We start from the raw sequence: 7,224 nt of genomic DNA, 5'->3' as shown, positions 1-7,224 counted from the left end.
CGCCGTGCACGAACACCACCGCCGGGCGCTTGCCGCCGCCGGCGGGCCTGAACAACTGGCCGTGAATGGTTTGGCCATCCGGCGCCGTCCATGTGACCTTTTCCGGCACGACCATCGCGGCGCCGGCAAATTCGGCTGGTGCGGCCTGGCCGGGCAGGGTCTGACAACGCGGCGCACACCATTGCACGACACCGGCATCCCGCGCGCTCGCCGCCACCAGTGCCACGCCATCATGGGTGGCGGCGGGCGTCCATTCCAGCCCGGCACCGCTGCTCACCGGCTGCACAGCCCCGCCGGCCGCGTTGACGCGGAAGACATGCCGGCGGGTATCATCATCCTTTGTCGTCCCGGTGTTGGCCGAAAAGAACAGGGTGGTGCGATCCGGGCTCATGGCAACATGTTCGACCATGAAACCATCGCCAGTCAGCCGGGTGGCTGCCCCGCCGCTGGCCGGCACGCTGTAAAGTTGCTGCCAGTTGGTGGCAGCCGACAGGAACACCAGCCGGTTCGCGGCCGTCCAGTGCATATTGGCGCCGCCGGTGACATCGGGAAAGCTGTCACGCTGGCCGGTGCCGCTGGCCCAGGCCTGTCGCACCGCGCCAGAGGCGGCATCGCCGATCATGATTGCCCAGGGTTGCGGCCTTGGCGCCAGAAAGCGGCCATAGCCGTCCAGCCCGTCCCAGCGCCGGGTGAAGGCGATGCTGGCCCCATCCGGCGCCCAGACCGGGCCGTCATCGACGCCGCTGCTGGCGGCGAGATAGCGGACAGGCTGTTCAACGCCGCGATAGATGCCGATCAGCGCATGGCCCTCGCGGCGGGAGGTAAAGGCCAGCCGGGTGCCGTCGGGTGACCAAGCCAGATCGGAAAGCTTGCCGCGATCGAAGAACAGCTGGGCAAAACCCTTGCCGTCGGCGCCGACGTGCCACGCCTGCCCGGCCTTCATGCAGGCGATGGTGCCTTTGGCGGAGACGGCAGGGGCGTCGCATTCGGCCAGCGCCTGTGCCGCTGCGCCACTAGCGAGATCCGCTCGCCACAGCATCACCTTGGGTTCCAAGGGGCTGGCGGCCGGGTTTGGGGCAAGGTTGCCCGCAGCAGCCCAATTGCCATCGTGATCGCCACCGCGCACGAACAGCAGCGCCTTGCCATCGGGTGCAAAGGTCAATTGCGTAAGTTCCTGGCCGTCGTCGCCAGTGAACGCCGTCACCTGTTTCGGCGTGCCGCCGGCACCATCGGCCACCCAGATGTTGCGCACGCCGAAGACTTCCCGCACCCAGGCGATCCGCTTGCCATCGGAACTGGCCACAAGGCCGGAGGTGAAGGGATAGGCCAGCGCGCCATCCAGCGTCATCGGCGGCGTCATCGGCAGCGTCATGGGTGCAGCTGAAGCCGAACAGGTCAAGGACGCGCTGGCCACCAGCACTGCAAATGTCTGATATGCCCGTGTCGCCATGCCTGTTCCCCCGCCCGTAACCCAAACAACCGAAGCGTGAACCGACAGCCGGTGCAAGGCAAGCTGGCCAGCGCCCCTTATTTCACCAGGCCATGCGCCCAAGCCTTTCGATTTGTCCCCGGACGCGCTATCTAGGGTCCCTGAGTCCCAATAGGAGCAACCGCCATACCACCGCCACCCCGCCGCATGATGAACACGCCCGCGCCGATGAACGGCCCGCGTTATGACGAATTCATCACCGTCCCCAAGGTCCGCGTCATCGACCAGGATGGGGAAAATCTCGGTGTCCTTTATACCAAGGAAGCCATCGCCACCGCGCATGAGGTGGGGCTGAACCTTGTCGAGGTGTCCCCCGGCGCTGACCCGCCGGTGTGCAAGATCCTCGATGTCGGCAAGTTCAAGTACGAGGCGCAGAAAAAGGCTGCTGCTGCCCGCAAGAACCAGAAGACGCAGGAGATCAAGGAGATCAAGATGCGTCCCAACATCGATGACCATGATTACGATACCAAGATGAAGGCGGTCCACCGCTTCATCGAGGAAGGCGACAAGGTCAAGCTGACCCTGCGCTTCCGTGGCCGCGAGCTGTCGCACGGCGAACTGGGCCTGCGCCTCCTTGAGCGTGTGCGCGACGATTCGGCAGAATATGCCAAGGTCGAGCAGACGCCCAAGATGGAAGGCCGGCAGATGTTGATGGTCATCGCACCGCGCTGACGCACCGCGAGCGCGCAAGGCTCGCCTTGCGCGCCGACCCCAACCTCCGCCGGGGCAGGCAGGCGCGAAACCGGCCGGCTTGGCTGTTCAATACCGTTTAAAAAATTGAACGACCTATTTCTGTTTTGCTTTTTCGCGTTCCTCACAAAACGTCTTTACTTGGCGTTGCAGTTCAAACTCGCCATTGTACGACGCCATGTCCATTGCATTGATGCAATCGCCACTCGTTGCCAATTCGGCTACCCTTCTTCGAATATATGCAGCGTTATTTTGTTGCGCATTTTGCTGCATGTAGATCTGATTTTGTTCATTTTGAAGCTTCTTAGTGCGCTCTTGCTCCAAATTTTCTTTAAATTGATCAAGATTTTGTTTCTGTATTTCTTGATACTGGCGCTGCCATACACCAAAACTGCCCCATATATCGTTTTGTTGATTCGTTCTGGTATCGCAATTAATCCACTGACCGCTTACAAAGCAGGTCGTGGATGAGGTCGTTTGCGCACCGGCGGTCGTCGCACTTAGCAATACCGTAGCGAAAAAAAGTCGCATGATAGACCTCGGTTGGGCTGTTGCGGTCAGACACAATAAAATTTCCATGAAACTGGCGCCATAGAGAATTTTCCGGCATTTGCCAGCTTGCGGTGTCGTTCATGCTTTTCTGTGCGAACAAAAGATAGGCCGATCCACTCAGGGTTATGCCGCGCCACATCGCCCCCTTCCCCCGCCCGGCCCTTCTGCTAAAAGCGCGTCCGTGCACCGTTTTGCCAACCCGACGCGATTCCTGAAAATCGCCCGCATCGCGACGCCCATTGTCACGTTGCTCGGTCTCGGCCTGACCATCGCAGGACTGTATATCGGCCTGTTCGCCTCCCCGCCCGATTACCAGCAAGGCGAAAGCGTGCGCATCATGTACGTGCATGTGCCCGCCGCCTGGCTGGGTGCCGGCGGTTACATGGGCCTTGCCATCGCATCGGCCGCTGCGCTGATCTGGCGGCATCCGCTGGCCGGCATTGCGGCGCGCGCCATCGCAGTGCCGGGCGCGGCGTTCACCGCCATCTGCCTGATGTCGGGCAGCCTGTGGGGCAAGCCGACATGGGGCACCTATTGGGTGTGGGATGCGCGGCTGACGTCGATGCTGGTGCTGCTGTTCCTGTATCTGGGCTATATCGCCCTGTCGGCGTCCGAAGGCGAGCGGGGGGGCGAGCGGCGCGGCGCGGCGATCCTGGCGCTGGTCGGGGTCATCAACCTGCCGATCATCAAATATTCGGTGGAATGGTGGAATACCTTGCATCAGGGTTCCAGCATCAGCGTGCTTTCGGCCAAATCCGCCATCGCGCCCGAATTGCTGACACCGCTGCTGTTGTCGGTGGCGGGCTTCTCCTTTCTGTTCGGGGCCATCGTGCTGATGCGGATGCGGGGGCTGTTGGCCGAGCAGCGTGTCGAGGCGCGTTCGCGGCGGCTTGCCGAGGCGTTGGCATGACGAGGGGCGCATAATGGTGGCAAGACCCGATCTGTGGGCGGCCTTTATCTGGCCGGCCTATATCCTGACCGTCGGCGGCCTGGCCGCGATGCTGGGCTGGGCGTTCGTGTCCATGCGCCGCGCCGAAAAACAGGCAGAGGAGCTGCGGCGCAAATGAAGGCAAAGCATCAACGGCTGTGGCTGGTGGTCGGTGCGCTGGGCGCGCTGGGCGGGGCCGGCGCACTGGCGTTTTCCACGCTGGGCGACAAGGCGACCTATTTCTATGCACCGTCCGATTTGGCCAAGGGCGCACCGCCAACCGATGCCATCCGACTGGGCGGTATGGTCGAGCAAGGATCATTGGTGCGCAACGGCGCGACGATCACGTTCCGGGTGACGGATTTTGCGCGCCAGGTGCCCGTCACCTACACTGGCATCCTGCCCGACCTGTTCCGCGAGGGGCAGGGCGTGATTGCCGAAGGCCGCGTCGATCCGGCGACCGGCCAGTTCAAGGCCGAGACGATCCTGGCCAAGCACGACGAGAAATACATGCCTCCCGAGGTTGCCGGCGCGATGAAGAAGGCCGGGCCGGTCAGCTAAGCCTGCGGTGCGCGCCGGATTTGGCGCGCACATTTGCGAACATGGATGCAGGCGGTTTTGCGGGCGAAGCGCGTGTGCGCGTTGTCGCGGGTGAAGTCGATGCGCGTGCTGTCGCGGGCAAAGCCCGCGACTCGTCGGACGGGTTCGGCCGGCTTTGGGCCGGCCGCCCCGCTGGCCGGGCTGGCGCGAGACGGGGCGCAGCTTTCGCTGCGCCCTATCCGCGCTGCGCCTCAGAAGAAGCTGCGCAGGGTCACGCCATAAGTGCGCGGTTCACCAAGGAAGGTGCCGAACAGCTGGTTGCCGGTGCTGCCGTACAGAATGGTTGCAGCCTGGCTGCCGCCGCCCTGGAACGGCGCGTTGAAGGCGACCTGCTGGAAATCCTGATTGAAGACGTTCTGCGCCCAGAACTCCAGTGCCCATTTCTGATCCGGGCCGCGAATGCCGATGCGGGCGTTGACGAGCGTGAAGCTGGCCTGACGCTTTTCGACGAACAGGTCGGAGCCCGTGTTGTAGCCATCGGAATGGCGGGCATCGACATAGAACAGCGCCGACAGGTTTTCGTTGATTTCCGGAGTCCAGGCAAAGGACGCGGTGGCCACGATTTCCGGCGCGTTGGACAATTGCTGGCCCGGCAGACGGAACAGTGCCGGGTCAAGCGCGGCGCCGGAGCGGTTGCCAACCAGGTTCCTGGCATATTTGGTGCTGGCATAGGTGATGCCGGCGCCGATCATGATGTCCTTGGACGGGAAGAAGGTCGATTCGATTTCGATACCTTCCGACCGCACGCCGGCCTTGGTGCGGTTGGCGGCGCATGAACCGGTGACCGGCGATGTGTCGCGCTGCGCATTGCCGAGATCGTCCTTGCAGCCCATCACGGTCTGCACGAGGAACACCGAGCCGTTGAAGGTGTTCAGCTGGAAGTTGCTGAAATCCTGACGGAACAACGCCACGTTGACGTTGAACTGGCGGCTGCTGAACTTGATGCCCAGTTCATAGGCATCGACCAGTTCCTGGTCGAATTGCAGGTTGCGGGTGCCGAACGGCGCACCGTTGACGACGGTGTTGCGCGGATCGGTCGGCGCGTAGATCGGCAGGCCCAGCGCCGAGCGATCGAGGTTGAAGCCGCCCGCCTTGTAGCCGCGCGAGAAGCTGGCATAGGCCAGCCAGTCATCCGTCGGCTTCCACGCGACCACGGCAGTGCCGGTCAATTCGCTTTCAACACGGCGGTCGGCAAGGTTGAGACCGTTGAGCGCCGACGTGTTGTTGCCCTGGCAGGTCAGGTTGACGATGGCCTGCGTAAAGCCCTGCAACGCGGCCGGGAAGGCTGTGCTGCCACCGGGCAGGAAGTTCGAGAAGGCCGCCTGCTGCGCGCCGCAGATGGTGTTGGTGTTGTTGAACGACGCGTCGAACCGCTTGACTTCACGGGTCCAGCGCAGGCCGCCCGTCACCGACAGCGTATCGGTGATGTGCAGGACGTTGTGGGTGAAGAACGCGAAGTTGGTCGACAACTGGTTGTAGCGGGTGCCGTTGTCACCGACATTGTTGACGGTCGACAGGCGGTTCAGGCCGCTGATCAGCAGCGGCGCAGCGCCGCCGAATGCGCCATTCAGCGTCGCGGTGCCGGTCGGTGTCAGGCAGCCCGGCTGCGTCGGGTCACGCAGCGCGGCCGAGCCGGAGATCAGCGTGATCAGGCGGCACGAGGCAAAGGCGCCATATTGATTGCCGAACTTGATGTTGTCCGACACCCGCAGTTTTTCCGACGCGAAGAAACCGCCGACAAGGAAATCGAGCTTGTCGTCGAACAGCGACGCCTGCAAGCGCACTTCCTGTGTGAAAGTGTTGAACTGGCGGAACGAAGTGCCATCATCGGCGCGGTAAAGGATATCGACATTGTTGTAATCGACGTCGCCGGCGCCGCCTGCCTTGTAGCGGCGATAGGCCGTGATCGAGGTCAGGTTGAAATCACCGAACTTGTAGTTGATTTCGCCCGACAGGCCCCAGTCGCGGGTGGTGTTGTTATAGCTGCGACCGGGCGTGACCGACACCTGACGGGCGAACGGATCGCCCTGCCCGATGACGCCGCCAAGGCTTTGCAGCACATTGAGGATCGGGTTGGCGCGGAACGCGATGGCGCCATCGGTGTTGAAGCCGGGCGTGGTCGCATTGCCGGCGCCGGCGGTGGGATCGAAGGTTTCGCCGACACTGGGCAGATAGCTGGCGGCGCAGCAGGCTTCACGGCGATGGCTGAAATCGCCGATCAGGCGGATCGACAGATCATCCGAAGGCTGGAGCAGCAACTGCCCGCGCACGAAGAACCGGTCGCGGTTGTTGATCTTGTTGCCGCTGATCACATCGGTCAGGAAGCCGTCGCGCTTGACATAGACGCCGTCGATGCGGAACGCGGCCTTGTCACCGAAGATCGGCCCGGTAATGCCGCCCTGCAAGCGCCAGAAATCGAGATTGCCATAGTTGATTTCGGCATTGCCGCCGAATTCGAAATCCGGCTTTTTCGACACGATGTTGATGAGACCGGCCGACGCGTTGCGGCCGAACAGCGTGCCCTGCGGGCCACGCAGCACTTCGATCCGCTCAAGTTCGCCCAGTTCGTTGAGGCCGATGCCCGAACGGCTGCGATAGACGCCGTCGATGAACACCGCGACCGAGCTTTCGAGGCCGGGGTTGTCGCCAACCGTGCCGACGCCGCGAATACGAGCCGAGCCATTGGCTTCGTTGCCAGTCGAGGAGACGAGCAGCGACGGTGCCAGCTGGTTCAGCTGGCGGATATCGGCCGCGCCGGAATTGCGCAGCTGGTCCATGCTGACGGCGCTGACCGCGATGGGAACGTCGGACAGCTTTTCGTTGCGGCGGGTTGCCGTGACGATGATCTCGCCCTGCTCCATCACTTCGGCCGCTTGGGCGGTCGTTTCCTGGGCTTGGGCAGCAACAGGCAGGGTCAGCGCGGCAACCGTCGCCAGCAGAAACGTCTTCATAAATTCTCCCCAAA

General features: G+C 62.9%; 7 protein-coding genes. 4 read left to right on the top strand and 3 right to left on the bottom strand.

The window, feature by feature from the left end; translation table 11 throughout:
* A partial coding sequence (locus RMQ73_RS08025; protein ID WP_310497608.1) for a DPP IV N-terminal domain-containing protein occupies positions 1–1,372 on the bottom strand: 1,372 nt, incomplete at its 3' end.
* Positions 1,373–1,636: 264 nt separating this feature from the next.
* On the opposite strand from RMQ73_RS08025, the gene infC reads away from it, so the two are divergent.
* Positions 1,637–2,161 carry a translation initiation factor IF-3 gene (gene infC, locus RMQ73_RS08020; RefSeq protein WP_310497607.1) on the top strand — a complete coding sequence of 175 codons (525 nt, stop codon included), beginning with the start codon at positions 1,637–1,639 and terminating at the stop codon, positions 2,159–2,161.
* 114 nt (positions 2,162–2,275) lie between these two features.
* Here the strand turns inward: infC and RMQ73_RS08015 are convergent, their stop codons facing one another.
* The gene (locus RMQ73_RS08015; RefSeq protein ID WP_310497606.1) at positions 2,276–2,758 is read right to left on the bottom strand and encodes a hypothetical protein; all 483 of its coding nucleotides are present in this window, start codon (positions 2,756–2,758) and stop codon (positions 2,276–2,278) included.
* A gap of 154 nt (positions 2,759–2,912) precedes the next feature.
* Between RMQ73_RS08015 and ccmC the strand changes: the two genes are divergently transcribed.
* Genes ccmC through ccmE form a run of 3 tightly spaced genes read left to right on the top strand, consistent with a single transcriptional unit; the run spans position 2,913 to position 4,220 of the window.
* Positions 2,913–3,641, top strand: coding sequence for a heme ABC transporter permease CcmC (ccmC, locus tag RMQ73_RS08010; protein ID WP_310497605.1), 729 nt, complete (start codon positions 2,913–2,915; stop codon positions 3,639–3,641).
* A 13-nt stretch (positions 3,642–3,654) separates the two neighbouring features.
* Positions 3,655–3,798 (top strand): heme exporter protein CcmD, encoded by a 144-nt coding sequence (gene ccmD / locus RMQ73_RS08005; protein ID WP_310497603.1) that lies wholly within the window; start codon positions 3,655–3,657, stop codon positions 3,796–3,798.
* Positions 3,795–4,220, top strand: coding sequence for a cytochrome c maturation protein CcmE (ccmE, locus tag RMQ73_RS08000; RefSeq protein ID WP_310497602.1), 426 nt, complete (start codon positions 3,795–3,797; stop codon positions 4,218–4,220). Before ccmD ends, ccmE begins: the two co-directional genes overlap by 4 nt.
* 230 nt (positions 4,221–4,450) lie before the next feature.
* Here ccmE and RMQ73_RS07995 read toward each other — a convergent pair whose 3' ends face one another.
* Positions 4,451–7,210 carry a TonB-dependent receptor domain-containing protein gene (locus RMQ73_RS07995; protein WP_310497601.1) on the bottom strand — a complete coding sequence of 920 codons (2,760 nt, stop codon included), beginning with the start codon at positions 7,208–7,210 and terminating at the stop codon, positions 4,451–4,453.
* Between the last annotated feature and the right edge of the window lie 14 nt (positions 7,211–7,224).

It is taken from the genome of Sandarakinorhabdus sp. (assembly GCF_031430775.1).
GTDB lineage: Bacteria > Pseudomonadota > Alphaproteobacteria > Sphingomonadales > Sphingomonadaceae > Sandarakinorhabdus.
The sequence above is the reverse complement of the archived record's forward strand: the minus strand, read 5'-3'. Positions and strand labels throughout refer to the sequence as shown.

What these genes read in the sequence shown, in the direction of transcription:
- RMQ73_RS08015 (WP_310497606.1), bottom strand. Translation starts at nt 2,758, where the DNA reads ATGGAAATTTTATTGTGTCTGACCGCAACAGCCCAACCGAGGTCTATC.
- ccmD (WP_310497603.1), top strand. Translation starts at nt 3,655, where the DNA reads ATGGTGGCAAGACCCGATCTGTGGGCGGCCTTTATCTGGCCGGCCTAT.
- RMQ73_RS07995 (WP_310497601.1), bottom strand. Translation starts at nt 7,210, where the DNA reads ATGAAGACGTTTCTGCTGGCGACGGTTGCCGCGCTGACCCTGCCTGTT.
- ccmE (WP_310497602.1), top strand. Translation starts at nt 3,795, where the DNA reads ATGAAGGCAAAGCATCAACGGCTGTGGCTGGTGGTCGGTGCGCTGGGC.
- infC (WP_310497607.1), top strand. Translation starts at nt 1,637, where the DNA reads ATGATGAACACGCCCGCGCCGATGAACGGCCCGCGTTATGACGAATTC.